Annotated in this window: 23 protein-coding genes and 1 tRNA gene; 16 read left to right on the forward strand and 8 right to left on the reverse strand. The window is 65.9% G+C overall.

The genetic code is table 11. The annotated features are described in order from the left end of the window. Positions 1-9: 9 nt before the first annotated feature. The gene (locus tag HMPREF2791_RS09465; RefSeq protein WP_070845140.1) at positions 10-309 is read right to left on the reverse strand and encodes a hypothetical protein; all 300 of its coding nucleotides are present in this window, start codon (positions 307-309) and stop codon (positions 10-12) included. Then, positions 310-1,176 carry a mycothiol conjugate amidase Mca gene (mca, locus tag HMPREF2791_RS09470; RefSeq protein ID WP_141764961.1) on the reverse strand — a complete coding sequence of 289 codons (867 nt, stop codon included), beginning with the start codon at positions 1,174-1,176 and terminating at the stop codon, positions 310-312. It lies immediately after the preceding gene. A 116-nt stretch (positions 1,177-1,292) separates the two neighbouring features. Between mca and HMPREF2791_RS09475 the strand changes: the two genes are divergently transcribed. From HMPREF2791_RS09475 to HMPREF2791_RS09485, 3 genes are all read left to right on the forward strand, one after another. Next, positions 1,293-1,751: a DUF4307 domain-containing protein gene (locus tag HMPREF2791_RS09475; protein WP_070845142.1), complete on the forward strand. Its 459-nt coding sequence runs from the start codon at positions 1,293-1,295 to the stop codon at positions 1,749-1,751. A gap of 106 nt (positions 1,752-1,857) precedes the next feature. Next, positions 1,858-2,379: a transcription elongation factor GreA gene (greA, locus tag HMPREF2791_RS09480; protein WP_070845143.1), complete on the forward strand. Its 522-nt coding sequence runs from the start codon at positions 1,858-1,860 to the stop codon at positions 2,377-2,379. A gap of 40 nt (positions 2,380-2,419) precedes the next feature. Further along, positions 2,420-2,947 (forward strand): hypothetical protein, encoded by a 528-nt coding sequence (locus HMPREF2791_RS09485; RefSeq protein ID WP_070845144.1) that lies wholly within the window; start codon positions 2,420-2,422, stop codon positions 2,945-2,947. A gap of 78 nt (positions 2,948-3,025) precedes the next feature. Here HMPREF2791_RS09485 and HMPREF2791_RS09490 read toward each other — a convergent pair whose 3' ends face one another. After that, on the reverse strand, positions 3,026-3,832 hold the full coding sequence (locus tag HMPREF2791_RS09490; RefSeq protein WP_070845145.1) for a Bax inhibitor-1/YccA family protein: 807 nt from the start codon (positions 3,830-3,832) through the stop codon (positions 3,026-3,028). Between the two features lie 133 nt (positions 3,833-3,965). On the opposite strand from HMPREF2791_RS09490, the gene HMPREF2791_RS09495 reads away from it, so the two are divergent. Further along, positions 3,966-4,892 carry a suppressor of fused domain protein gene (locus tag HMPREF2791_RS09495; protein ID WP_070845189.1) on the forward strand — a complete coding sequence of 309 codons (927 nt, stop codon included), beginning with the start codon at positions 3,966-3,968 and terminating at the stop codon, positions 4,890-4,892. Here HMPREF2791_RS09495 and HMPREF2791_RS09500 read toward each other — a convergent pair. Next, positions 4,885-5,349, reverse strand: coding sequence for an S-ribosylhomocysteine lyase (locus HMPREF2791_RS09500; RefSeq protein WP_070845146.1), 465 nt, complete (start codon positions 5,347-5,349; stop codon positions 4,885-4,887). The two genes, HMPREF2791_RS09495 and HMPREF2791_RS09500, sit on opposite strands and share 8 nt — an antisense overlap. Before the next feature lie 29 nt (positions 5,350-5,378). Here HMPREF2791_RS09500 and HMPREF2791_RS09505 point away from each other — a divergent pair, with 29 nt between their 5' ends. The 4 genes from HMPREF2791_RS09505 (at position 5,379) to HMPREF2791_RS09520 (ending at position 7,676) form a co-directional block, all read left to right on the forward strand. Beyond that, complete coding sequence (locus HMPREF2791_RS09505; protein ID WP_070845147.1) at positions 5,379-5,576, forward strand: deoxyribodipyrimidine photo-lyase; 198 nt, start codon at positions 5,379-5,381, stop codon at positions 5,574-5,576. A 10-nt stretch (positions 5,577-5,586) separates the two neighbouring features. Beyond that, positions 5,587-6,459, forward strand: coding sequence for a GDSL-type esterase/lipase family protein (locus tag HMPREF2791_RS09510; protein WP_070845148.1), 873 nt, complete (start codon positions 5,587-5,589; stop codon positions 6,457-6,459). 17 nt (positions 6,460-6,476) lie between these two features. Continuing rightward, complete coding sequence (locus HMPREF2791_RS09515) at positions 6,477-6,830, forward strand: DoxX family protein (RefSeq protein ID WP_070845149.1); 354 nt, start codon at positions 6,477-6,479, stop codon at positions 6,828-6,830. Positions 6,831-6,917: 87 nt separating this feature from the next. Continuing rightward, positions 6,918-7,676, forward strand: coding sequence for an SDR family NAD(P)-dependent oxidoreductase (locus tag HMPREF2791_RS09520; protein WP_070845150.1), 759 nt, complete (start codon positions 6,918-6,920; stop codon positions 7,674-7,676). Here the strand turns inward: HMPREF2791_RS09520 and HMPREF2791_RS09525 are convergent. Next, a tRNA-Leu gene (locus tag HMPREF2791_RS09525) sits at positions 7,677-7,753 on the reverse strand. A gap of 159 nt (positions 7,754-7,912) precedes the next feature. Here HMPREF2791_RS09525 and HMPREF2791_RS09530 point away from each other — a divergent pair. Further along, entirely contained in the window at positions 7,913-9,235 is a 1,323-nt protein-coding gene (locus HMPREF2791_RS09530; RefSeq protein WP_070845151.1) for an esterase-like activity of phytase family protein, read from the forward strand. Positions 9,236-9,314: 79 nt separating this feature from the next. Next, entirely contained in the window at positions 9,315-9,935 is a 621-nt protein-coding gene (locus HMPREF2791_RS09535) for a CPBP family intramembrane glutamic endopeptidase (protein ID WP_070472644.1), read from the forward strand. A 237-nt stretch (positions 9,936-10,172) separates the two neighbouring features. Here HMPREF2791_RS09535 and mfd read toward each other — a convergent pair whose 3' ends face one another. Both mfd and HMPREF2791_RS09545 read right to left on the reverse strand, forming a co-directional pair. Next, on the reverse strand, positions 10,173-13,817 hold the full coding sequence (gene mfd / locus HMPREF2791_RS09540; RefSeq protein ID WP_070845152.1) for a transcription-repair coupling factor: 3,645 nt from the start codon (positions 13,815-13,817) through the stop codon (positions 10,173-10,175). A 5-nt stretch (positions 13,818-13,822) separates the two neighbouring features. Next, complete coding sequence (locus HMPREF2791_RS09545; RefSeq protein ID WP_083327966.1) at positions 13,823-14,488, reverse strand: TetR/AcrR family transcriptional regulator; 666 nt, start codon at positions 14,486-14,488, stop codon at positions 13,823-13,825. A gap of 169 nt (positions 14,489-14,657) precedes the next feature. Here HMPREF2791_RS09545 and HMPREF2791_RS09550 point away from each other — a divergent pair, with 169 nt between their 5' ends. After that, complete coding sequence (locus tag HMPREF2791_RS09550; protein WP_141764962.1) at positions 14,658-15,323, forward strand: DUF3558 family protein; 666 nt, start codon at positions 14,658-14,660, stop codon at positions 15,321-15,323. Positions 15,324-15,491: 168 nt separating this feature from the next. After that, positions 15,492-17,276 (forward strand): hypothetical protein, encoded by a 1,785-nt coding sequence (locus HMPREF2791_RS11915; RefSeq protein WP_141764963.1) that lies wholly within the window; start codon positions 15,492-15,494, stop codon positions 17,274-17,276. Between the two features lie 6 nt (positions 17,277-17,282). Here HMPREF2791_RS11915 and HMPREF2791_RS09560 read toward each other — a convergent pair whose 3' ends face one another. After that, positions 17,283-18,773 (reverse strand): multicopper oxidase family protein, encoded by a 1,491-nt coding sequence (locus tag HMPREF2791_RS09560; RefSeq protein WP_141764964.1) that lies wholly within the window; start codon positions 18,771-18,773, stop codon positions 17,283-17,285. Positions 18,774-18,829: 56 nt separating this feature from the next. Here HMPREF2791_RS09560 and HMPREF2791_RS09565 point away from each other — a divergent pair, with 56 nt between their 5' ends. The 4 genes from HMPREF2791_RS09565 to HMPREF2791_RS09580 all read left to right on the forward strand — a co-directional run bounded on the left by HMPREF2791_RS09565 (position 18,830) and on the right by HMPREF2791_RS09580 (position 23,067). Further along, entirely contained in the window at positions 18,830-20,056 is a 1,227-nt protein-coding gene (locus HMPREF2791_RS09565) for an MFS transporter (RefSeq protein WP_070845157.1), read from the forward strand. Positions 20,057-20,116: 60 nt separating this feature from the next. Then, on the forward strand, positions 20,117-21,559 hold the full coding sequence (glmU, locus tag HMPREF2791_RS09570) for a bifunctional UDP-N-acetylglucosamine diphosphorylase/glucosamine-1-phosphate N-acetyltransferase GlmU (RefSeq protein WP_083327970.1): 1,443 nt from the start codon (positions 20,117-20,119) through the stop codon (positions 21,557-21,559). Positions 21,560-21,563: 4 nt separating this feature from the next. Continuing rightward, a complete protein-coding gene (locus HMPREF2791_RS09575; RefSeq protein ID WP_070845158.1) occupies positions 21,564-22,541 on the forward strand; it encodes a ribose-phosphate diphosphokinase in 978 nt (325 codons plus the stop codon). A gap of 79 nt (positions 22,542-22,620) precedes the next feature. Beyond that, positions 22,621-23,067, forward strand: a complete 447-nt coding sequence (locus tag HMPREF2791_RS09580; RefSeq protein ID WP_070472665.1) for a hotdog fold thioesterase — start codon at positions 22,621-22,623, stop codon at positions 23,065-23,067. Positions 23,068-23,102 lie beyond the last annotated feature (35 nt).

Genomic DNA, 23,102 nt, shown 5'->3' on the forward strand with positions numbered 1-23,102 from the left:
TCTAGCCAGCTAGAAAGCGTTTTTCTTCCGCTGGTCCTTTAACCCGGCCTTCTCCATCGCCTCATCGATGGCTTTCTCGTCGAACGGGTCGATCCCGCGCGCCTCCGCGAACGCCTGGCGGCGCTTGAAGCGGGAGAAGCGGCGGTGGAACGACCAGCCGATGAACAGCACCACGATGGCAAGGACCACCAGGAGCAGCAGGCCGATCGGCGAGGCTTTGCCGAAGTCCGGGCCAACCGGGGTCTCGCCCGGGTTCTGGGCGAGCACGAAATTCGCGGCGTTCGCGGCGGCGACAGTAAAGGTTGTCATTTAGTTTTCCTCCTCGGTGCCAGCTTCGATCCCGGCGAACAAATCCGCCTCCGGCAGGCTCGTCTCCACCCTGGACGCGGCGAGCTCGAACTCCTCCGTGGGCCAGACGTCCTGCTGGTCCTCCACCGGGCTAGCCAGGAAGGCACCCGCGGGATCGATCTGCGTGGCGTGCGCAGTGAGCGCCTCGGCGCGCTGCCGGAAGTAGCCGGCGCACTCCACCTGGGTGGTCACACGGTCGAAGACGTCGCCCTCGTTTTCTTCCCAGCGCTTGATCATTAACTCGTACGGGCTCTTCTTCCCTCGCTGGATCAGCCGCTCCTGCAGAAGCTTCATGCGCTGCAGGATGAAGCCGTGCGTGTAGTACAGCTTCAGCGGCGTCCATGGCTCGCCGGTGCCGGGCGCAAAATCCGGGTCGCCTGCGCGCTCCCAGGCGATCATGGAGATCGCGTGCACCATCAGGTGATCCGGGTGCGGGTAACCGCCGTTTTCGTCGTAGGTGATGATGACGTGCGGGCGGAACTCGCGGATCTGCTCCACGATCTTCACCGCCACTTCCTCCGGGTCCTGCACCGCGAACGAGCCTTCCGGCAGCGGCGGCAGCGGGTCGCCTTCCGGCAGCCCGGAATCCTCGTAGCCCAGCCAAACGTGCTCGACGCCGAGCGCGGCCGCAGCGCGTGCCATTTCCTCGCGGCGCACCTCAAGGATGTTGTCCAGCACGCCGGGGCGGTCCATGGCCGGGTTCAGCACGTCGCCGCGCCTCCCGTCGGTGCATGTGACGACCCTGACGCGGTTGCCTTCCGCGGCGTATTTGGCCATGGTGGCCGCGCCCTTGGAGGACTCGTCGTCGGGGTGGGCGTGAATGGCCATGAGACGCAACCCAGTCACTCGATCAATCCAACTTTCGTAGGGGTCAGTTCTGTACCTCCGCGCCATCTTAGTACCATCAACCTAGAAGTCCTTACCACCTGCAAGGAGCCGTTTCTGTGAGCACCGCAACCTCTCCCCGCCCCGCCGAACGCTACGGCCGCAACCGCAGCTCCGACGGCTCCATCGGCGGCAAGGTGGTGGCGGTTGTCGCCGCGCTGCTCATGATTGCACTGCTGTTCGTCGGGGCCCGCACGATCATGGAGCGCTTCAACCAACCGGTCCGCGCAGAATTCATTTCGCAGGAGCACATCGACGACGAAACGGGCCGGCTCTGGATCGACGTGAACCGCAAACACCCGGACACGCCCGCGTACTGCATTGTCACCGCCGTGGACTACTCGCACGCGGAGGTGGGCCGGCGCGAGGTGGTCCTTCCTGCTGGAGGCGAGGAACACTCGCGCATCGCCGTGGACCTGCCGGTGCGCGAGCCGCTGGTGTCCGGACGCATCTACGGCTGCTCCGAAAATCTGCCGTTCTACATGGACCCGGAGAGCACCTTCTACGCAGCACGCTAGCGGAAACTGCCTTCTCCGCGTGTGGTAATCTTCCGGCTGTATATCTGCACACATTGGCCCGCGAGCGGCGGGCCGATTTCACGTATCAGGGAAGGTTTAGACCCCTATGGCTGAATCCCAGCAGCAGTACATCACTCCTGAAATGAAGGCCAAGCTCGAGGCCGAGCTGCAGCAGCTCATTGATAACCGCCCCGCCATCGCGGCTGAGATCAACGAGCGCCGCGAGGAGGGCGACCTCAAGGAGAACGCCGGCTACGACGCAGCCCGCGAGCAGCAGGACCAGGAGGAGGCGCGCATCAAGCAGATCTCCGAGATCCTGTCCAACTCCACCACCGAGCGCGCCGGCATCGAAGAAGGCGTCGCCCACGTCGGCTCCGTCGTGCACGTCTACTACGACGGCGACGAGGACGACCGCGAGACCTTCCTCATCGGTACCCGCGCGGCGTCCACGGACAACGCGGATCTGGAGACCTACTCGGAGCAGTCCCCGCTCGGCGCCGCCGTCGTCGGCGCTTCCGAGGGCGAAACCCGCAAGTACACCGCCCCGAACGGCCGCGAGATTTCTGTCACCATCGTCTCCGCCGAGCCGTATGATTCAGTCAAGGCCTCCACGCCCCGCGCGAAGTAGCCAGTACTTTTCTCTTTTCAAAAACAGAAGGACCATTCCTGTGATTGCCACCTCTTCCCGCAAAGCAGTAGCCGGCGTCGCCGCCCTGGCCGCCATCGCTCTGGCAGGCTGCACCCCGCCGCACGAGAACCCCTCCTCCGAGAAGGTCGACACCGCCACCACCCAGGACCCGAACTCCCTGAAGGGCGCCGGGACCGCGACCACCGCCACCGGCACCGCGACGGCGACCAACGTCACCGAGGCAAACGCCGTGCAGGAGCAGGAGACCGCGGAGGCCGCCGTCGCTGCCGCCCCGGTGTTCAATAACTGCGGCGCCACCGACCTGGTGCGCCCGGACCGTCTCACCGTGGACTGCGAGAACCAGGACGACTTCCTCGAGAACATCGTCTGGGAGCAGTGGGGCGAGGATCTCGCCGAGGGCACCGGCACCCGCGTCGTTGTCTCCCCGGACAACCGCGAAGAAGACGTGAAGGTTGTGTTGGGCAACCCGGAGATCATTGACGGCAAGCCGGTGTTCACCACCGTGTCCGTCAACGGCCAGTCTGTAGTTCCGGACAACAACTACTAAGCCGCATAGCGCACGCAGAACGCGCCTCGCCCCAGACAGCATCCGGAGCGAGGCGCGTTTTCGTGTGTGTCGCCGGGCCTAGCGTTCGTTGAAGTAGGACAGCAGGCGCAGGATCTCGGTGTAGAGCCACACCAGGGTCACAGCCAGGCCAAGCGCAACGCCCCAGGAGGCGCGCTCCGGCGCACCGGTGCGGACCAGCTTGTCGGCCAGGTCAAAGTCCTGCAGGAATGACAGGGCTGCCAGTACAACGCAGACCACGCCGAAGATGATGGACAGCGTGCCGCCGTCGCGAAGCGGGGAGATCCCAGCGAAGATGGCCAGCAGGAGGTTGCCCACCGCCATGATGGCCACGCCAAAGATCAGGCCGGTGACGATGCGGTGGAAACGCGGGGTCACACGGATCGCGCCGCGGCGGTAGACCACAAGCATGCCGATGAACACGCCGATCGTGCCCAGGATGGCCTGGAAGATCAGCTGGCCAGCATCCGCGCCGCCGACGGTGAACCAGCCGGAAACAGTCAGGGAGAAGCCGCCGAGGAACAGGCCCTCAAACGCGGCGTAAATCAGCGTCAGCGTCTTCGAGCCGAACTCGCGGCGGAATGCGTTGACCAGGGTGGTGACGAAGCCGCCGATGGCGCCGACAACGGTCAGGATGAAGCCGAGCTGCACGTTGCCGGTGAGGAAGATGCCGAAGTTCACGGCGGCGAACGCGATGATCACGGCGAGGGTGATGCCCGTCTTGGTCACCACGTCGTCGACCGTCATCGGGCGTTGCTGATCAATGTCGGGCGCGTGCCCCGGAAGCGTCGCGGTCTGGCCGGCCTGGTAGCCGTTGTCCGCATCCGCCCCCGGAATGTTGCGCAGAACGGGGTTAGTGCTTCTCACGTCGCACAGTTCCTTTCCAATGGGTTTTGTCCAAGAGTTCACCGGGTATAACGCCACACTTACAAAAAAAGTTCCCGCGGGCGGAGTATTAACGGAACGTTCGTTTCTGCCCGGCGGGGATATGGTGGGCGTTATGGGAGTGCTCGACAACGCCCGCCGCGGCCCTAGAACCGGCGGTGAGGTGGTGCGCGGCCACATCGCGCAAGCCGCCGGCGGCACGGATGCGTACGTGTTTTCCTACCGCCACCTCGATGTCCACGCGTACGTCCTGCCAGAGCCTATCCCCCACGTGCTGTACTGCACCTACGGCAAGTCCCGCGTGGAGTCCTCCCAGCCGTCCGCGGGCACCCAGACCGAGCTCACGTTGCGCGTACCTGGCACGCCTGCGCTTCCCGACGAGTGGCCGGCCCGCCTGCTCGCCCGCGCCGCCCGCGACGACATCGAGCCGGGCCACTACCTCGTGCTGGACACCCCGCGCGGCACGCTCACCGGCTTCGTGTTTGTCACCGACCCCATCCTCGGTGTGCTGGACGGGCCCACCGGCCTGATCCGTTTCACCTACGCGGTCGGCATCAACGGCGACGACGTGGAGCAGATGCTTGCCTGGGACCCGCTGAAGTTCGCGGCCTTTATCGGCGACCGCGTGCCGCTCGGCCTGACGTCCACGGACCGCGACCCAATCAGCGCCCGCCCACAGGACCGGGCATTGTTGGAGGATACGGTGGCGGCCGAAGGGTCGTCGATAGGCGCGATGCACGCCCGCTACCTGGAAGTCGACGACGAGGGGCGCGTGGACCTGGATCCGGCGGCTGCGCGCGCGTTGATCCGCGCCGCGCGCCACCGCCTGCTGCACGGGAGGTCGTTCGCGCTGCTCAACGGCGAGACGTGGCTGCTGCTCAACCCGCATGAGGCGACGACCGAGCTGGCGGAGAGCCACATCATCGTCGCGGCCACCCCGGCGCTCGCCCACGAGCTACTCGCAACGTTCGACGCGGTGCCAGGCATCTACCGCCTGCGCACCGCGCCGCTGGAAATCCGGGTGGTGGACCCGACTACTTAAAGACGGTGCCCCACTCGTCGCGCTTGTCCAAAAACGCCTGCGCCTCGCGCTTGGCCGCTTCCAGGTCGTGGCTTGCACCCCAGCCGCACTGCTTCTCATTGGCGGCCGGCACCTCGTTAGCGTTGGTGATGTCGGTGAGCGTCTTTTCCACCAGCTCAGCGACCTCGGCCTCGGCGACGTCGCCGGCAAGCATGAGGTAGAAGCCGGTCTGGCAGCCCATCGGGCCGAAGTCGATGACGTTGTCCGCGTGGTTGCGGGCGTGCTCGGCGAACATGTGCTCCAGCGAGTGCACCGCCGGCATTTCCAGGTGCTCGACGTTGGGCTGCTTGAAGCGGATGTCCCACTTCACCAGCGTGTCGCCTGCGGGCAGCTCCTTGCGGTCCGCGAGCCGGATGAACGGGGCGGCTACCTTGGTGTGGTCGAGGTTGAAAGATTCCACATTCATGCGATCAGTCATGGCTTCGACTCTACTGAACGGGGGCGCGCATGCCCACCACCCTTGTCTGGTTCCGCGACGATCTGCGCGTCACGGACAACCCCGCGCTGTCGTGGGCGGCTTCGCGCGGGGAGGTCGCAGGTGTGCTTATCGACGACACCTCCGGCTACCCGGAGCCAATGGTGGACGTCAAGGAATCCCGAAAGACCGCACTCGCGGCGTACAACGACGTCAAAGGCGACCGGTAGGGTTGTCTTAATGCAAGCTCTTTTCCGCAAGGTCGCTGCTGGCGTTGTCGCATGCGCGGCCATTGTCGCCGGCACAGCCGCACCTGCCACGGCTCAGCCCACCGGCAACGTGGTCGTCTTCGGCGATTCGTTCGCCTCGAACCCGGACCAGTACCGCAACTCCGCGCTCAACCTCGCGGGGATCTCGCAGCTGTCCTCAGGGTCGTCGGAAAGGCTGGTCTCCTCCTACCCCAGCCAGGCTGGGTGCCTGCAAGGACCGGACAACTGGCCGCGCCAGCTACAAGCCCGCACCGGTCTTAGCGTGGCGGACTGGTCGTGCACCGGCCACCAATCGGCCAGCCTGCCCGGCCACGTCGACCTCGCAGTTCGCGCGGGCGACCTCAACGCCAACACTCGGGCGGTGACGCTGGCGGTCGGGTTCAACGATCACTGGCGCCCGCTGGTCGAATCTCCCGGCGCGCCGTACAACGTTGAGGCGGTGCGCGACAACTACTTCCGCAACATGCACGAGGCCGTGGCCAAGGTGCGCGCCGCCGCACCCCGGGCCAAGATCCTCATCCCGGGGATGCTCTCGGTCACCGGCGGAACCGGGCGAATCTGCTTGATCAACGTGGTGCCGAATGCCCCGCTCGGCGTCCCCGCGCCCCGGGTGCGGCAGTGGGAGCAACGCACCCAGTCCTACCAGCGCGCGCTCGCCGCCCAGGTGGGCGCGACGTTCATCGACATCCGCGCACTTTCCACCGACCACAGCACTTGCGCCCGTGATGCCGACCGCTGGGTGGCCGGTCTCATCGACACCACCACGGCCGGCTACAACATGGCCCTGCACCCCTCCCGCGCCGGGTCTGCGTTTGTGGCCGACCAGGTGGCTCAGGCGGTGTGAGGCGTACTCTCGGCAAGGTGACCAAGTTTCAGAAGTTCCTCATTCCCCTGTTCACTGGCGCGGGCGTGCTGCACTTTGCAAAGCCTGAGCCTTTCGACGGCATCGTGCCCGATGCCCTCCCCGGCTCCGCACGCACCTACACGTACGTCTCCGGCGTGGCCGAGCTCGCCGCTGCAGCCCTACTGGCGAATCCAAAAACCCGCGCGGCCGGCGGCAAGTTCGCCGCCGCCCTTTTGGCGGCGGTGTGGCCGGCGAACTTCCAGATGGCGTGGCAGTGGCGCAACGAGCCGTGGCAGAAGCAGATCATCTCCATCGGGCGCCTGCCGCTGCAGATCCCGCTGATCAAGGCTGCGCTCGGCGCGGCGAAATAAGTAGCTGCCTCAAACCGGCCCCAGGAGGGTCGGCGGCTGCTTACACTTTGGCTGCATCTTATCCCCACGGAAGGTCAAGGAACAGTCATGAGCAAGTTTGAAAACAAAGTTGCGCTGGTCACCGGCGGCGCCTCCGGCATCGGTGAGGCCATTGCGAAGCGTCTCGCCAGCGAGGGCGCCAAGGTGGTGGTCGCCGACATCAACGACGACGCCGCCAAGGACGTCGCCGCCGCGATCGAGGCGGACGGCGGCGCCGCGGCCGCGTTCCGCCAGGACGTGGCCAGCAAGGAGGACAACGAGGCGGCCGTGCAGTTCGCCGTGGACACGTTCGGCGCGCTCCACCTCGCAGTGAACAACGCGGGTGTGGGCGACCACACCCCGCTTGCGGACAAGGATCTGGCCGATTGGGACAAGGTCATCTCCATCAACCTGTCCGGCGTGGCCTACGGCTGCCACTACCAGCTCAAGCAATTCTTCGCGCAGGGCAACACGGAGCAGTGCGCGATTGTGAACATGTCTTCCATCCACGGCTCCGTGGGCCGCGCCGGCGGCATCGAGGCCTACACCGCCGCGAAGCACGGTGTGGTGGGGCTGACCAAGTCTCTGGCAGCGGATTACGCCGCCGCCGGCATCCGGGTCAACTGCGTGGGTCCGGCGTACATTGACACGCCGCTGATTCAGCGGGCGCAGGGCGAGGCCCGCCAAGCGCTCGTCGATAAGCATCCTGCTGGCCGCCTGGGCGAACCCGAAGAGATTGCGGCTGTGGTGAGCTTCTTGCTTTCCGACGACGCGTCGTTCGTCAACGGCTCCTACCACCTCGCCGACGGCGGATACACCGCCGTGTAGTGGTGCCCCCAGTCGGGCTCGAACCGACACTGGGCGGATTTTAAGTCCGCTGCCTCTGCCAATTGGGCTATAGGGGCGACGGGGAAACATCGTACTTCCCCCGTGCCTCCGGGCGGGAATCGGTCGGCCGTTTTCACCGAGCGGAGCCGGCCTCCCCGCCCTACACTCACTGTGCGAAAACTAAGTTTCGCCTGAGTTTGCGCTCAGCTTCTGAACGACAGTAAAGGCAGTGGCACATGACTATTCAGCTCCCTCCCCCGCTCGACCAGATCATCAAGAACCTCAATCTCGAGCAGCTCATCGCGGCTGTCGCAGGCGCGTTCGTTGTCGGCGGCCTCGTCGGCGGCGCGATCGGTGCCGCCGCCGGTGGCAGCTCGGAGGCAACCGGCTCCAGCAACGGTGCTGCCCCGTCCGCGCCCGCCCCTGAGGTCGACGGGCCGGTGCTTGAGGCCCGCGCGAAGCTGTCGGCGCTCTACCAGGCCCCGGGCCCGGATTCCGGCAAGGACGCCTTCGACGGCAACGGCCAGACCCACCCGTTTAAAGGCCAGGTCATCCCGGGCTTTTCCGGCATGATCGAAAAGGGCGACGGCGAGTTCTACGCCCTGCCCGACAACGGGTTCGGCTCCAAGCAGAACTCGTCCGACTTCCTGCTGCGCATCTACACGGTGAAGCCGAACTGGGAGACCGCAGAGACCGCGAAGGACCCGAAGCACGTCGGCGGAATCGACGTGCTGGACTACGTCGCGCTGAAGGACCCGAACAACACAATCCCGTGGGAGATCGTCAACAACGACACCAAAGACCGCCTGCTCACCGGCGCCGACTTCGACCCGGAGTCCTTCGTTCGCGCGGCAGACGGCACCTTCTGGATCGGCGAGGAGTTCGGCCCCTACATCTTGCACGTGGACAAGGACGGCACGCTTCTCGACGCCCCGTACCCCTACCCCGGCGTAAAGAGCCCGTCGAACCCGACCCTGGGCACGAATGAGCAGCCGAACCTGCGCAACTCCAAGGGCTTCGAGGCGATGGCCACCGACGGCCGCTACTTGTACCCCATCTTCGAGGGCTACCTGGACAGCGCCACCGACAAGCGCGAGCGCGTGATCTCCCAGTTCGACACCGAAACCGGCAAGTACACCGGCAAGACCTGGAACTACCTGGCAGAAGGCGACGACGCCCTGATCGGCGACGCGTTTTTGACCAAGGACGGCCGCCTGCTCATGCTCGAGCGCGACGATTTCCGCGGCTCGGACGCGCAGCTGAAGAAGGTCTTCGAGGTCAAGGAGTTCGCGGACGCGAAGCCCGGCTCCACGGTGAAGAAGGAACTGATGGCGGACCTGCTCGACATCGCCAACCCGTCCAAGATCGGCATGGTTTCCGACGCCCGCGCCTACGGCGTCGGCGACCCGTTCCAGTTCGCGCTGCTCAGCGTCGAGACAATTGTCCAGCTCGAGGACGGCCGCTACCTCACCGCGCTGGACAACAACTTCCCGGGCGACGACGGCCGCTACCGCGGCAAGCCCGACGACACCGAGATGATCATCTTCTCCGTGAACTAGCCGCCCGTTTAGCTTGGGCCGCGTGCCGGTAGCCTTGACCGTTGGTTTCCCCGATGGTTGCTAGACGAAAGGCCCCCACGTGACCAGGCAATGGCTGTTTTTGGTGCCGTGCGCGCTCGGCGCACTCGGCCTGTTTCTCGCGCGCCGCGCCGGCGACGGCACCGCTGGCTTCTACTGGGCCACCGCGTTTACGGCGGTGGTCTACGCGGCCGCGTGGTGGCGGTGGGGTGACCGTCAGGCGTTCGCGGGGCCTCGCAAGCTTCTCGACGTCCTCCGGGGCACCCTCATCGGCGCCGCCCTCGCGGTTGTGTTCGTCCTGGGTGCGCTGGTGGTGCAGCACATCCCACTGCTGGCCGGCCCTGCCGCGGAGCTGTTGCAGACCCCGAACAAGGGCGGGTACTTCCTCACACTGCTGGTGCTGGTAGTCAACGGCGCAGGCGAGGAGATGGTCTTCCGCGACGCTGTGCCGCGGCAGCTGCGCGGCGCGGGCCAATCGGTGGTGCAGGCCGGGGTGTGGTCCACGCTGGCCTACTGCCTGGTCACCTGCGTGATGGGCGTGCCGCTTCTGGTCTTCGCCGCCGGTGTGCTTGGGGCAGTGACCTACTACGAATCCGTGAAAACCGGCAGGCTCTACTCCCCCATCGCGGCGCACCTGACGTGGAGTATCGGCATGCTGCTGATCCTGCCGCAGTTTTTCTAGGCAGCCAGCGCCCCTCCGTTCCCTTCCCCGCGCCTCTCACCTTGGCTCCCCCACACCCCCACGCCTCTCACCTTCGCGGATCCAGCTAGTAGGAACCAGCTATTCGCCGAAAAATCGCGATTAGCTGGGTCCTGATAGCTGGATCCAGCGCGCAGGGGCGAGGGGCTGTGGGGAACCGTGGGCCGCAGGGGCGTGGGGCTCCGCGGAACCGCCCCAGCACCGCCCGGCCCGGGCCGCCTACTCGCTGACGGAGAACACTTTCTTCTTCGGCACCTTCTCTGCGGCTGCAGAATCCGCAGAAACACCCGTGACCGAAATCTTCGGGGCATCGAGCATTTCCGTCATGAAGTCGGCGACCCACTGCAACAGCTCCAGGTCGCGAAGGTTCGGCGCGTTCAGCGCGCGCTTCGCCCCGCCCTCGCGAGGCATCGGCACCTGCATCGCCTTCGCCGCGGCGCGGAAGTTCGCTCCCGGGTAGAGACGCTTCAGGCGCACCTGCTTGGAGTCCGGCAGCTCCACCGGGTGCAGCTTGATGCGGCTGCCCTGGGTGAGGATGTCGGAAACACCCACCTCGCGGGCCTGGTTGCGCAGCCGGGCCACGGCAATGAGGTGCTCGACCTCTGTCGGCAGGGCGCCGAAGCGGTCGATCATGTCGTCGGCGGCGGCGGTCAGGGCGTCGTCGTCGCGCGCCTCCGCGAGCTTGCGGTAGACCTCCAGGCGCAGCCGCTCGGAGTTGATGTAGCTCTCCGGGATGTGCGCGTCCACGGGCAGGTCCACGCGGATTTCTTTCGGGCCTTTGTCGGTGGCGTCGATGGGCTCGCCGCTCATGAGCCCCTTGAAGGTTTCCACGGCCTCGCTGACCAGGCGGACGTACATGTCAAAGCCCACGCCGGCGATGTGGCCGGACTGCTCGGCGCCGAGTACGTTGCCGGCGCCGCGCATCTCCAGGTCCTTTTGTGCCACGGCGATGCCGGAGCCTAGGTCGTTGTTCTGGGCGATGGTGGCGAGGCGGTCGTAGGAGGTCTCCGTGAGCGTTTTGTCCTTCGGGTACAAGAAGTACGCGTAGGCGCGCTCGCGGGAGCGCCCCACACGCCCGCGCAGCTGGTGCAGCTGGGAAAGACCCATGTTCTGGGCGTTTTCCACGATCAGGGTGTTGGCGTTGGCGATGTCCAGGCCGGTTTCCACGATGGTGGTGCAGACCATGACGTCGTAGTCGCGGTTCCAAAAACCCTGCACCGTCTGTTCGAGCACCTGCTCGCTCATCTGGCCGTGGGCGACGACGATGCGCGCCTCCGGGACCAGCTCGCGCAGCTGGCGGGCGGTCTTTTCAATGTCGGAGACTTTGTTGTGGATGTAGAAGACCTGGCCGTCGCGGAGCAGCTCGCGGCGGATCGCGGCAGCGACCTGTTTGTCCTCCTGCGGGCCCACGTAGGTCAGCACCGGGTGGCGGTCCTCCGGCGCGGTGGTAATCGAGGTCATCTCGCGGATGCCGGTCAGCGACATTTCCAGGGTGCGCGGGATCGGCGTTGCGGTCATGGTGAGCACGTCCACGTGCGATTTCAGCGCCTTGATGTGCTCCTTGTGCTCGACGCCGAAGCGCTGCTCCTCGTCCACGATGATCAGCCCGAGGTTCTTCCACTGCACGCCCGTTTGCAGCAGGCGGTGGGTGCCGATGACGATGTCCACCGAGCCGTCCGCAAGCCCGGAGATGATCTTCTTCGAATCGGCAGCGGTGGTAAAGCGCGACAGTTCGCGCACGGTCACACCGAAGCCGTCCATGCGCTGGTTGAACGTGGAGAAGTGCTGCTGGGCCAGAAGGGTCGTGGGCACGAGCACCGCGACCTGTTTGCCGTCCTGCACCGCCTTGAACGCGGCGCGCACGGCGACCTCGGTTTTGCCGAAGCCCACGTCGCCCACGATGACGCGGTCCATCGGCGTGGGCTTTTCCATGTCCGACTTCACGGCCTCGATGGCGGTGAGCTGGTCTTCGGTCTCCACGAACGGGAAGGCGTCTTCCATCTCGTGCTGCCATGGGGTGTCCGGCGCGAACGCGTGGCCCGGTGCGGCTTGGCGCTTGGCGTAGAGCTCCACCAGCTCGCCTGCGATCTCGCGGACCGCGGCGCGCGCCTTGCGCTTGGTGGATTTCCAGTCGGAGCCGCCCATTTTGCTTAAGCTGGGTTTCTCGCCCCCGGTGTACTTACTCAGCAGGTCCAAAGACTCCATTGGCACCCACAGCTGGTCGCCGGGCTGTCCGCGTTTGGCGGGCTGGTACTCCAGCACGATGTATTCACGGCGCGAGTCCTCGTCGCCGGCTTTGACGGTGCGCTCCGCCATCTTCACGAACTTGCCGATGCCGTGGGTATCGTGCACCACGAAGTCGCCAGGCTGCAGCGCGAGCGGGTCGACGCGGTTGCGGCGGCGCGGGGCGCGTCGTTTAGCACCTGCGATGTCGCCGACGCGGTTGCCGGTCACGTCCGTTTCGGTGACCACGACGAGGTTCGGCCCGCCGAAGACCAGGCCAGCGTGGGACAGCGCCTGGTACAGGGTCACCGCCCCCTCGACCGGCTCAAGGCCCGGCGTGGCCACGCGGGCGGATACGCCGTGCTCGCGCAGGCGCTCCGCCATGCGGTCGATCGTGCCCTTCGCCGGTGCCACGAAGGCGACCTTGCCGTGGTTTTGCCCGATGTGGAGTTTCAGCGTGGCGTAGAGCTGCTCGATCGCCTTCGGGTCGCCCTTCGGCGCGGGCGCGGCCTCGAACTCGAGCGGCAGCGTCTCCGCGTCGTCGGCGGCGAACATGCCCGGCGGGGCGAACGTCCACCAGGCGTTGCCGGCCTTGGACGCGGAGATTTCCAGCGACTCGTACGAGCGATACGAGGAGGCGGACACGTCCAGTCCCTCCACCACCACAGGGCCCTCGGCGCCCATGGCGGCGGCCTCCCAGCCGGCCTCGAGGAACTCGCGGTCCGTCGCCTCCAAGTCGGCGATGCGGGCGCGCACCTTCTCCGGGTTGGTCACCAGCACCACGGAACCGGCGGGCATGAGCTCCGGCAGCACCGAATACTGCTTGTCCGTCAGCGCCGGGATGAGCGCCTCCATGCCGTCCGCGGGCTGCTTCTCCGAGATGCGGGCGAGCAGCGACGACAGCGTCGGGTTCGAGGGGAATTTTCGCGCGAGGTCGTCGGCTTTGGCGGCCACGGTGTCGTCGATAAGCAATTGCCTCGCGGGATGCAGCTCGACGGAGCGCACCTCCTCGATGGTGCGCTGGTCCGCGACTGCGAACGAGCGGATGTCCGTGACCTCGTCGCCCCAGAATTCGATACGCACGGGGTTTTGCGCGGTGGTCGGGAAGACGTCGATGATGCCGCCGCGGGTGGCGAACTCGCCGCGCGAGGCCACCATGTCCACATGGTTGTACGCGAAGTGCACCAGCTGCGCGGTCAGCTCCTCGAAGTCGCGCTCCTGGTCCACCGCGATGCTGATCGGCTCCGCCGGCGGCAGCACCGGCTGGCACACCGCGCGCGCCGCCGCGACGATCACACGCGGCATGTCCCACAGCACCTTCGAACGGCGCCCCACAATGTCCGGCGCCGGCGAGAGACGCTCGTGCGGCAGCGTCTCGTACGCCGGGAACTGCGCCACCTTCTCCTCGCCCAAAATGGCCTTCAACTCCGCGGCGAGATCCTCCGCCTCGTGGCCGGTGGCCGTGACAAGCAGCACCGGCGTCTCGCGCGCAATCGCGCCCGCCGCCCAGGAACGCACCTGGTCAATGCCCGTGACGTGCAGCGAATCCTCGCCCACGTGCGTGACCAGGCCCTTCAGCTTCGGGTCCGTCAGCGCCGCGGTGAGCAAACCGCCCAACACGGGCGGGGTGGTGTCAGTCATGTGTCTTACGCATCCTTCTCTGCGGTTTCGCCGCTTGTCTCGTCGCTCGCGCTTTCGCTCGCCTCGCCGCTGCCGTACACACGCGGCTGCGCCTCCATCCCCCGCAACCCGTTCCAGCACAGGTTGGAAATATGCGCCGCCACGGTGTGCTTGTCGGGCGTGCGCTCGTCCAGCCACCACAGCGCAGAATTGGAGACGGTGCCGACAAGCGCCTGACCGTACAGCCCCGCCATCGACTCGTCGAGCCCGCGGTGCTTAAACGCCTCCCCCAGCAGGTAGCTCACCTCCGCGGTGACGCGGTTGAGGATCGTCGAATACGTCCGCCCCTCCCCCGGCAGCTGCCCGTGCGCGAGGATGACAAACCCGTCCGTTTCCTCCTCCACGTAGGTCAGCAGCGCCAGCACGCCCCGCTCGATGCGGTCGCGCCACGGGCCGGCCTGAATGTTCGACGTAATCGTGTGCTCCAGCCGGGCCATTTCCAGCCGCACAACCTCCTGGTACAGGCCTTCCTTGCTGCCGAAATGCTCGTACACCACGGGCTTGGACACCCCGGCGCGCGCCGCGATCTCCTCCATGGAAATACCGTCGAGCCCGCGCTCAGCGAATGCTTGCCTGCCCACTCCGATCAACTGATCTCTGCGCTGGGGTGCCGTCATTCGCCTTCGAGCCATGCGCCCTAGCTTAGAGCGTCGTAGTGTTAACCCCGTCTTTGGCAGTTGACGGGTCTGGTCTACAATCAGCGGTGCTATTCCCCATGGTGTAATCGGCAACACTACGGTTTTTGGTACCGTCATTCTAGGTTCGAGTCCTGGTGGGGAAGCTTTTTTATTGGAGGGGTACATGAAACGCCACATCGTTTGGCTCATGGCATGCGGGGTACTCGCGGGGTGCGCTTCGGAGCCCTCGCCTATCGACGCCCCTCCGGCCCCCACCGCCAACAACCAGGCAAACGAGCACAGCGCCGAATCCGCGGGCGGTGCTGTTGGCGGCTCTTCTGGCAGTTCTGCCGACAGTTCTGCTGATGCTCCCGCCGCGTTCCACTTCAAAAGCGGCACCCTCGAAATCGGCGATTTCGACCCCTTCGCCCTCGGCGACGACATCTTCGACCCCTGCACCGAGATCTCCCACGAGGAATTCGCCGCCGCCGGCTTCCACAACGTCGAGCCGATCCCGGAGGAGTACGCGGGGCTGGCGCGAGGGATCAGCGCATGCACGTTCAATTCCCACCCACAGGTTCATTCTGAACTGATCGGAAACAATAACGCTTCTTTCGCTGAAGTCTCCGGCCGATTGGAGATTTTGGCTGAATACGAGTCACCAAATCTCCCGAGCATCTTCGTGTACCAGCCTCCCGGAGATTCTGGCCTTAGTTGCTATGCCCAGCTCGACACAAAAAGGGGTGCAATCGTTACATCAGCGGGCATTATCGAGAAACACAGTTACTCTCCGGACGTTTGTGCTGTAGCGGTTTCAAATTTGGAAAATCTTGCTGAAGCATTTTTCTAGTCGCCCTGTCCACTTCAGTGGACAACCTCTTTCTTCTCGGCGCACCCGCATTTAGGGTCTTCTGTATCAGGGACATTTTCTTAGCAGTCGGGGGAAAATATGCGCATCAATATTGATTCGGATCAGATCGAAAACGCTGTTGATCTACTCCGAAAGATTTCTCAGCAGTTGACGCAACGTCGAGATCTGGGAACTTGGCAATCCCTCTCCCGGTTCTCCACCGCAGGCGGCTTGGACGAGGCGGGCGAGCGGCTCAGCCCGATCGGGGACGAGCGCGCGCCGGAGGCGAACCAGGCCATCGCGCTGTATCTGAAGCACACCGCGGACAACCTGTGGCTGGCGTTGACCAACACGCAGCAGACGGATGAGTCGTTCTCCGGGATGATGGGCTCCCTGCTGGCACCGCTCGGCGGCCCAGCTGCTGCACTCACGCCGATGTATTCCCAGGGCTTCCAGCAGCTCAAGGCCGCGGACCCGAAGACCAACACGTTCGACAACGCGGCCGTGTCCTCCGCCTCGGAGTCGTCGCTGCTCGGCGCGGAAATGAATCTGAACCTCACCAACACGTCTCTCGCGTACTCAGCGTCGGACTTTTGGACTTCCAACGCTCAGCTCATCGAAGACGCCATGGATGAGCTTAACGGCGTCCACCACGCTTTGAGCTCGTCAGCCGACACAATCTGGATCCAGGAGGCGATGAAAAAGGTCACCCAGATCCAAAATGCGGGTTTGGAATACGTCGCTAACTCGCGTTCGCTCGCCAATCACACCGAGGCGCTCGGCATGGCGGCTGACTCGGAGAGTATGTACGCTTCCGCTGCCGCTGCCGCCTACCACGCGGCGGAGGATCCGAAGATCAAGGCGCAGATCGAGACGGACTACCTAGGGTCGTACTCCACTCGCGTTACTTCGGGTCTCCAACCGGCAATTCCGGCGTTTAACCGCCTGTTGCCAGAGGCAGGCAAGCTGCCGTCGACGCCGTACGCCAGCACCGACGTGCCTGCTCCCGCAGCAACGTCGTATACGCCGACTGAACTGCCACCCGGGTTGCAGGAAGTGCTGACCAACCGCGGCTACGGCGACCTCGCGCACGCAAAGTCGCCGGCGGAGGTAATCCAGCAGTACGGCCGCCCCACCCCCGAGACCTTCGAGCGCATCGCCGCAGGCGCGGCCCCCACCCAGTCAGCCTCCGCTGTTATCGCCCCGCCTGCCCCTTCAGCAGCAGGAAGCTTTGCGACGAGCACTCCCGCCTCCCCTGCCAATCCCCTCACCCCCACCATCGGTGCAGCCAGCGGGGCGCCCCAAACCAACGCCAGCACAAGTACCGCCGGCACCGGCACCGCCGGACTCGGCCTCGCGCCGGGAAACGCCGTCGCAGGTGGCCGCGGCGTAGCTTCTGGACACGGCACCAGCACAGGACTTGCCAACAGCCCCCGCACTAGCCCCGGCACTGGCGCGGGCGCAGGCATGAGTACCGGTGTCAGTGGCGGCTTCGCCAACGGTCGTGGTCTCGGTGCTGGCGCAAACGGGGGCGCTGGAAGCCAGCAAAGCGCATCGTCTCTTGGGTCCGGCATCGGTGCTGGTGCCGGAACAGGCGCTGAAGCTGGATCGAGCAACGGAACAGGACAGGGAGCGAACGGAATGCGCCCCGGTATCGGGGGCGCTGGCGCTGGTGGAACTGGCGCTGGCGGCACCGGCGCGCACGGCGCGGGCTCGTCCTATGTCGCCGGGGCGAACGGTGCGGCAAGCCAAAACGGCCACGGCGCACGCGGCGGCGCCTTCGCGGCAGGGCCCATGGCGGCCGGCGCCAACCGGGGCCGCGGGCGCGACAAGTCAGGGTCGAAGGTCCGCACAGTCACCAGTGCGGTGGAGCGCGACGGCAACCTCAAGGCGCTGCTTGGCGACGCTCCCCTGCTGCTGCCAACAGTCATCGGCCACAACGTGCGCGGCTAATCCCGCCTAGTGCCCACCGTGGCCGGTGGGCAGATCCAAGTCTGCCTCCTGGCCAGGCTCGACGATGACGAACTGGCCCATCATGCCGCTGTCTTCGTGGTTGAGCATGTGGCAGTGGTACATGTACGCCAGGCTCGGGTCCGGGTAGTAGCCTATCTCCACAAGCAGGCTCACCGTGGCCAGCGGCGGAACGGTGATGGTGTCGTGCCAGCCGGTGGTGAACTCCAGTTCGCCGTTTTCCACGCCGATGACTGCAAAGCGCGCGTCGTGGATGTGGAAGTTGTGGGCCATGTCGTCGTTCTCGTTGGTCACGTGCCAGATCTCCGGGCTTTTGTGGTCCACGGTGAAGTCCACGCGCGTCATGTCCATGGTCTTGCCGTTGATCTCCACACCGTTGAGACGGAACTCGCGCTCCACCTCGACCGACTCCACAGAAGGCACCTCGAACGGCACCAGCGAATCAGCGAGGGCGGGCACCTCGGGGGCGTCGTCCGACGGCGCTGCGATCTCGAGCAAGTCGAACTTGTCGGTGAAGCCGAACATCTCCGCGGTTTCCTTATCCGGCATGCCTCCCAAATCCGGGAGACCGTCGCTGCGCAGCTTCAGGTCCTTGCCCGGCTCTAGGTCCACCACGATCTCCACACGCTCGCCGGCACTGAGCAAAACGCCGTCGACCTCGACCGGGGCGTCCAGGAAACCCTGGTCCGTGGCCACCACATAAAACGGCTTGCCCAAGGACAGGTGGTGGAAACGCATCGTTGCGCCGTTGAGCACGCGCAGACGCACGCGCCGGGTGGTGGCCTCGAAGCGCGGCTTCGTCATGCCGTTGACCATCACGGTGGAACCGACCCAGCCGCTATCTTCGTCCAGCTGGCCGTCCTCGGTGAAGTTCGCGTCGGTGATGATCACGGGGATGTCGTCAACCCCGTAGTCGTTGGGGAGGCCAGGGAAGGCGGAAGCGTCGTCGTCAAGCACGATGCCCCCGGCGAGGCCGCGGTAGGCGTGCACGGCGGACTTTTCGTGCGGGTGCGGGTGGTACCAGCACGTCGCGGCGGGTTGGTCCACGGTCCACGACGGCGACCAGGACTCGCCCGGGTCGAACATCAGCGCCGGCCCGCCGTCGGCGGTCGCCGGCAGGTGCAGGCCGTGCCAGTGCACGACGGTGGGCTCCGGCAGTTCGTTGTGCACCGTCATGTCGATTTCCTCGCCGCGGCGCATGTACAGCGTCGGGCCCAGGTACGGGCCGTTGAAGCCCCAGGTCTTAGTCATCGTGCCGGGCACGATTTCGAACTCGCCTTCCTGCGCGGTCAGCTCGAAGCGGCGCACGTTGCCGTCGAGTTCGCCCTCGTACAGCGGCGGGATGCGCAGCGGGCGAGCCTCATCGTCCGCGCCGAGCGGTTTGGTCTGGGAGGACGTCGAGCACGCCGTGCCTGTCGCCGCCGCGGCCAGCGCCGCCGTCGCCAGAAGTGTGCCCCTGAAGAATGTGCGTCTGCTCATCGCCATGTCCGCCTCCCGGTTCGCTGATACTCTCTTTCGACCCTACTATCCGCTGTATGCATAACGATCAACGCGAGGAACGCAACGCACGCCGGTTCATCTGGTCCAACGGCCTGAAAAACATCGGCGACCAAGTCGTCGCGCCGAAGACGGTGCTGCCGTGGCTGTTCGGCGCCGCCGGTGTGCCGGCGGTGTTGACCTCGTTCCTCGTGCCCATCCGCGAATCCGGCTCGATGCTGCCGCAGGCGTTTTTGAGCCCGTGGGTGACTTCGAAGCGCTCCCGCAAGCGCGTGTGGCTCCTCGGTTCGTGGGGCCAAGCCGTCGCCGCGGGTCTTATCGCCTTGAGCGCATTGCTTCTCGACGGCGCTCCGCTCGGCGCCGTCATCCTCATCCTTCTCGCCGCCCACGCGCTGTTCCGCTCCCTGTGCTCACTGGCCGGCAAGGACGTGCAGGGCCGCACGATTTCGAAGGGCCGCCGCGGCGACATCACCGGCCGCGCGACCGCCCTGGCCGGCGGGTTCACACTCGCGATCGGCCTGATTCTCACATTTTTGCCCAACAACCTGCCGCAGTGGGCGATCGCGGCACTGCTCGCCGTGGGCGCATCAATGTGGGCGCTGGCATCGCTGGTCTTCCGCGGCATCGACGAGCCGGAGGCTGAACCGGAGGCCAAAGACGGCCAGAGCATGAAGGAGATGTGGGCACTGGTCAAAGGCGACCGCGACCTGCAAAAGTTCCTGGTGGTGCGCTCGCTGATGCTGGTCACCGCCCTTTCCGCCCCGTTCATCGTGGTCATGGCCGGCGACGAAGGCGCCGACCTGACGGGCCTCGGCGCGTTCATCATCGCCTCCGGCGGCGCGTCGCTTCTGGGTGGCAGGATTTCGGGCAAGTTGTCCGACAGGTCGTCGAAAAGCACGATGGCCTGGGCCGCTGGCGTTGCCTCGACCGTGATCGTGGCGCTTGTCATGAGCGCGCGGCTCGCACCGGCTGGGGTGAACGCCTGGGTCATGCCCCTGGGCTTCTTCCTGGTCAACCTCGCCCACACCGCGGTGCGCGTGAGCCGCAAGACGTACCTGGTGGACATGGCCGACGGCGACAAGCGCACCATGATCACCGGCGCCTCCAACACCGTCATGGGCGTGGTGCTGCTGGTCGTCGGCGCGATTTCGTCCGCGATCGCGGTGCTCGGCCCGCAGGCGGCGCTGATCTTCCTGGCTGTCGTGGGCTACGCCGGCGTGATTGGCGCGCGGAACCTGAAAGAAGTCTCGGCGGCCGCCGCCTAGGCGTTATGCTGGTTGCCGACAAAAACCCGCTACACAACCCATAAAACAAGGAGCATTCGAGTGCCTACCCACTTCGAACGTGCCGTTGTCGTGCTCGCGGCCGGCGCCGGAACCCGCATGAAGTCCGACCGCCAAAAGACGCTGCACGAGATCGGCGGGCGCAGCCTGCTGTCCCACTCCCTGCACGCGGCCGCCGGCGTGCACCCCAACCATCTGGTTGCGGTTGTCGGCCACCAGCGCGACCAGGTCGCCCCGGCCGTGGAGCAGATCGCCGAGCAGATGCACGTGGAGATCCGCCAGGCTATCCAGGAGGAGCAAAACGGCACCGGGCACGCCGTCCAGGTAGGCCTGTCCGCCATCCCGGATTTCGACGGCACCGTGGTGGTCACCAACGGCGACGTGCCGCTGCTGACCCCGGAGACCCTGCAGGCGCTCGTGGACAAGCATGAGTCCGAGCACGCCGCGGTCACCGTGCTCTCACTCGAGTTCGACAACCCCACCGGCTACGGCCGCATCATCCGCAGCGAGGCCGGCGACGTCCTTGAGATCGTGGAGGAAAAGGACGCCACCGACGAGCAACGCAAAGTCCGCGAGGTCAACTCCGGCGTGTTCGCCTTCGACGGCAAGGTGCTGCGCGACGCGCTCACGCGCGTCACCCCGGACAACGCCCAGGGCGAGTTCTACATCACCGATGTGCTGAGCATCGCACGTAACGACGGCCTCCGGGTCACCGCGTTTACCGCCCCCGACGCCCGCGAGCTGGCCGGCGTGAACGACCGGGTGCAGCTGGCGGAGGCCGGCAAGGAGCTCAACCGCAGGCTCGTCGAGAAGGCGATGCGGGGCGGCGCCACCGTGATCGACCCGGACACCACCTGGATCGGCGTCGAGGTGGAAATCGGCCGCGACGTGGTCATCCACCCGAACACCCAGCTGTGGGGCTCCACCGTCATCGGCGACGGCGCCGAAATCGGCCCCGACACCACCCTGACCGACATGGAAGTCGGCGCCCGCGCCACCGTCGTGCGCACCCAGGGCGAACTCGGCGTCATCGGCGAAGAAGCCACAGTCGGCCCGTTCACCTACATCCGCCCCGGCACCGAGCTCGGCGCCCGCGGCAAGCTCGGCGGCTTCGTCGAATCCAAGAACGCCAAGATCGGCGAAGGCTCCAAGGTGCCGCACCTGACCTACATCGGCGACGCCACCGTGGGCAAGCACTCCAACATTGGCGCAAGCTCGGTGTTTGCCAACTACGACGGCGTGCAGAAGCACCACACCACCATCGGCGACTACTGCCGCACCGGCTCCGACACCATGTTCGTCGCACCGGTGAACATCGGTGATGGCGCCTACACCGGCGCGGGTACAGTGGTCACCGAAGACGTGCCCGCTGGCGCGCTCGCCATCAAGGAAGGCCGCCAGCGCAACATCGAAGGCTGGGTGGAAGACCGCCGCCCGGGCACTGAAGCGGCCGAAGCAGCAAAAAACGCGAAGCGAGAGGGTTAATTACATGACTGGTTACTCCACCGAAAACCACAAAGACCTCAAGGTCTTCACCGGACGCGCCCACCCGGCCCTCGCAGAAGCCGTGGCCAAGGAGCTCGGCATCGAGCTGGTGCCCACCACCGCGCGCGACTTCGCCAACGGCGAGATCTTCATCCGCTTCGAAGAGTCCGTCCGCGGCGCCGACTGCTTTGTCATGCAGTCCCACGCCCAGCCGCTGAACAAGTGGCTGATGGAGCAGCTGATCATGATCGACGCGCTCAAGCGCGGCTCCGCTAAGCGCATCACCGCGATCCTGCCGTTCTACCCCTACGCCCGCCAGGACAAGAAGCACCGCGGCCGCGAGCCGATCTCCGCCCGCCTCATCGCGGACCTGCTCACCGCCGCCGGCGCCGACCGCATCGTCTCCGTGGACCTGCACACCGACCAGATCCAGGGCTTCTTCGACGGCCCGGTCGACCACATGCACGCCCAGCCGATCCTGGTGGACTACATCAAGTCTAAGTACCCCATGGACAACCTCGTCGTGGTCTCCCCCGACGCCGGCCGCGTGAAGTCTGCCGAGAAGTGGGCCAACATGCTCGGCGATGCCCCCATGGCGTTCGTGCACAAGACCCGCGACATCGATGCCGCGAACAAGGTCGTGTCCAACCGTGTCGTCGGCGACGTCGACGGCAAGGACTGCATCCTGATGGACGACATGATCGACACCGGCGGCACCATCGCCGGTGCCGTCGGGGTGCTCAAGGACGCAGGTGCGAAGTCCGTGGTCATCGCCTGCACCCACGGCGTGTTCTCCGACCCGGCGCGCGAGCGCCTCAGCGACTGCGGCGCAGAGGAGGTCATCACCACCGACACCCTGCCGCAGGACACCGAGGGCTGGAGCAACCTCACAGTGCTGTCCATCGCACCGCTGCTGGCCAAGACGATCCACGAGATCTTTGAAAACGGCTCCGTGACCACCCTGTTCGAGGGCCAGGCGTAAACCCCACGGTTCGCCAGACCGCAACAGCCGGGGCAGCACTTCCGCTGCCCCGGCTTCACGCATACGGGAAGGAATAGGCATGTACGAGCGCTACGCTCCGTCGGTGGAGTTCACCCCCGACCTCGAGCACGCGAAATCCATGTTCGACCATGACGCCACCTTGGAGTACCTCGGTGCGACCATCACGCGGCTCGAACCGGGGTTGGCTGAAGGCGAGTTCACGGTGGAGGCGCGCCACGCCAACGGCTTCGGAGTTTGCCAAGGCGGCGTGCTGTTCACCTTCGCCGACGCCTTGTTCGGCGGCGCGTGCAACTCGCGGCGCACCGACCCAACCGTCAGCGCGCAATCCGAGATGATTTACCTCGCCCCCGCGAAGATGGGCCGCACTATCCGCGGCGTTGCGCGCGAGCGCCACACGTGGGGCAGGAACGGGCTTTCGGACGTCACGCTGTACGACGGCGACACCGCCATCGCCGAATTCCGTGGCATGTCCCGCACCACCACCCGACCACCGACAGGAAACTAAACCGTGAGCCAGAACGACAGCCTGCAAGAGCAGGG

The sequence above is a fragment of the Corynebacterium sp. HMSC034A01 genome, from assembly GCF_001838175.1.
Lineage (GTDB): Bacteria > Actinomycetota > Actinomycetes > Mycobacteriales > Mycobacteriaceae > Corynebacterium.

What these genes read in the sequence shown, in the direction of transcription:
- HMPREF2791_RS09465 (WP_070845140.1), bottom strand. Translation starts at nt 309, where the DNA reads ATGACAACCTTTACTGTCGCCGCCGCGAACGCCGCGAATTTCGTGCTC.
- mca (WP_141764961.1), bottom strand. Translation starts at nt 1,176, where the DNA reads ATGGCCATTCACGCCCACCCCGACGACGAGTCCTCCAAGGGCGCGGCC.
- greA (WP_070845143.1), top strand. Translation starts at nt 1,858, where the DNA reads ATGGCTGAATCCCAGCAGCAGTACATCACTCCTGAAATGAAGGCCAAG.
- HMPREF2791_RS09495 (WP_070845189.1), top strand. Translation starts at nt 3,966, where the DNA reads ATGGGAGTGCTCGACAACGCCCGCCGCGGCCCTAGAACCGGCGGTGAG.
- HMPREF2791_RS09500 (WP_070845146.1), bottom strand. Translation starts at nt 5,349, where the DNA reads ATGACTGATCGCATGAATGTGGAATCTTTCAACCTCGACCACACCAAG.
- HMPREF2791_RS09505 (WP_070845147.1), top strand. Translation starts at nt 5,379, where the DNA reads ATGCCCACCACCCTTGTCTGGTTCCGCGACGATCTGCGCGTCACGGAC.
- HMPREF2791_RS09510 (WP_070845148.1), top strand. Translation starts at nt 5,587, where the DNA reads ATGCAAGCTCTTTTCCGCAAGGTCGCTGCTGGCGTTGTCGCATGCGCG.
- HMPREF2791_RS09520 (WP_070845150.1), top strand. Translation starts at nt 6,918, where the DNA reads ATGAGCAAGTTTGAAAACAAAGTTGCGCTGGTCACCGGCGGCGCCTCC.
- HMPREF2791_RS09530 (WP_070845151.1), top strand. Translation starts at nt 7,913, where the DNA reads ATGACTATTCAGCTCCCTCCCCCGCTCGACCAGATCATCAAGAACCTC.
- mfd (WP_070845152.1), bottom strand. Translation starts at nt 13,817, where the DNA reads ATGACTGACACCACCCCGCCCGTGTTGGGCGGTTTGCTCACCGCGGCG.
- HMPREF2791_RS09545 (WP_083327966.1), bottom strand. Translation starts at nt 14,488, where the DNA reads ATGGCTCGAAGGCGAATGACGGCACCCCAGCGCAGAGATCAGTTGATC.
- HMPREF2791_RS09550 (WP_141764962.1), top strand. Translation starts at nt 14,658, where the DNA reads ATGAAACGCCACATCGTTTGGCTCATGGCATGCGGGGTACTCGCGGGG.
- HMPREF2791_RS09560 (WP_141764964.1), bottom strand. Translation starts at nt 18,773, where the DNA reads ATGAGCAGACGCACATTCTTCAGGGGCACACTTCTGGCGACGGCGGCG.
- HMPREF2791_RS09565 (WP_070845157.1), top strand. Translation starts at nt 18,830, where the DNA reads ATGCATAACGATCAACGCGAGGAACGCAACGCACGCCGGTTCATCTGG.
- HMPREF2791_RS09575 (WP_070845158.1), top strand. Translation starts at nt 21,564, where the DNA reads ATGACTGGTTACTCCACCGAAAACCACAAAGACCTCAAGGTCTTCACC.
- HMPREF2791_RS09580 (WP_070472665.1), top strand. Translation starts at nt 22,621, where the DNA reads ATGTACGAGCGCTACGCTCCGTCGGTGGAGTTCACCCCCGACCTCGAG.